This window comes from Microbacterium sp. (assembly GCF_031988965.1).
In the GTDB taxonomy this organism is placed as follows: domain Bacteria; phylum Actinomycetota; class Actinomycetes; order Actinomycetales; family Microbacteriaceae; genus Microbacterium.
Map to the genome: position 1 here is coordinate 1 of NZ_DALZXX010000279.1, position 1532 is coordinate 1532.

Below are 1532 nucleotides of genomic sequence, written 5' to 3' on the forward strand. Positions count from 1 at the left end.
GGGGGCGCTAACGGGAAGGGGACCCGTCGCCCCGCCGGCGACCGTCGTCCCACCAGGAGGCCGCAGGTGACCACCCCGTCGACAGGCCGCGCCGTGCCGGTCGCCCGGGCGACGCGCACCGGCCTCATCGCGCTGGCCGTGCCGCACCTCGAAGAGCCGTACTTCGCCGAACTCGGGTCTCGCCTCGTCCGCGGTGCCGACGAGCGCGGCCTCGCAGTGCTGATCGTGCAGACCGAGGGCGATCACGGCCGCGAGATCGACGTCGCGAACGGCGTCGGCCTGCCGTCGATCGACGGCCTCATCCACATCCCCCGATCGCTGACCGTGGCCGATCTCACCCGACGCACGTCGCCCGGCCCGCTGGTGCTGCTGGGCGAGCACATCCAGGTGAGCCCGTTCACGCACATCACGATCGACAACCGAGCGGCGGCGCACACCGCGACCGAGCACCTCGTCTCGGTCGGATGCCGCCGTATCGCATACGTCGGGCGCCGCGACTCCCGCCCGTCAGATGCGGCCGACCGCCGTCATGTCGGCTACGTGGAGGCGCTGACCGAGGCCGGGGCCGCGCCCGATCCGTCACTGACCGCCCAGGTCGACGCGTTCACGGCCGACGAGGGCGAGCGCGCCACGGCCGCGGTGCTCGCTGCCACACCCGACCTCGACGGCATCGTGTGCTCGAACGACTCGCTGGCCCTCGGCGCACTCGCGGCCCTCGCCGCGGCCGGCAGACGCGTGCCCGACGACGTGGCGGTGATCGGCATCGACGACATCCGCGCCACGCGCTTCTCGGTGCCGGCTCTCAGCACCATCGCCCCCGATCACGACAGGCTCGTCGACGCGGCCTTCACCGAGCTGCAGCGTCAGCTGACCTCACCTCCGGGCGCCGACCTGCCGGTGCGTCACGTGACGATCCCGGCCGCGCTCGTGCGGCGTGCGAGCACCGCGAGGCGATGACCGCACCGCTGTCAGGCGCGCTCCGCCGGAGCATCCTCCGTGAGCTGCGCCACCATGAGCCCACCGACGTGCGCGGTGAGCTGTTCACGGGCGTCGGCATCGAGCCCGTCATCGGTGATGAGTCGATCGATGTCGGCGAGGTCGGCGATCGTCGTGAGTCCCACGACGCCCCAGCGGGTGTGGTCCGCCAGTACGACGACCTCGCGCGCCGCCGCCATGAACGCGCGGTTGGTCTCGGCCTCGAGCAGGTTCATGGTCGTGATGCCGGCGTGCACGTCGAGCCCGTGCACGTCGAGGAAGACGAGGTCGCAGTGCAGGTGCTCCAGAGCGCGCACGGCGACCGGCCCCACGAGCGACTGCGCCGGCGTGCGCACACCTCCGGTGAGCACCACGGTCTGCGTGTACGGGGCGTCGGCACGCTCGGGCGGCGAGAAGAGATCGGCCACCGTGAGCGAGTTCGTGACGACGGTGAGGTCGGCGACGTCGCGCACCGCGCGGGCCAGTGCGAGTCCGGTCGCGCCTCCCGAGATGCCGACGGCCATGCCCGGTTCGATGAGTGCGGCGGCCGCTTCGGC

2 protein-coding genes are annotated in these 1532 nt (G+C 72.7%); one reads left to right on the forward strand and one right to left on the reverse strand.

What is annotated here, in order from left to right; translation table 11 throughout:
• Nucleotides 1-66 precede the first annotated feature (66 nt).
• Nucleotides 67-957 (forward strand): substrate-binding domain-containing protein, encoded by an 891-nt coding sequence (locus RTM68_RS18715; protein ID WP_312173831.1) that lies wholly within the window; start codon nucleotides 67-69, stop codon nucleotides 955-957.
• An 11-nt stretch (nucleotides 958-968) separates the two neighbouring features.
• Here RTM68_RS18715 and RTM68_RS18720 read toward each other — a convergent pair.
• On the reverse strand, nucleotides 969-1532 hold a 564-nt coding region (locus tag RTM68_RS18720; protein ID WP_312173832.1), incomplete at its 5' end, for a DeoR family transcriptional regulator.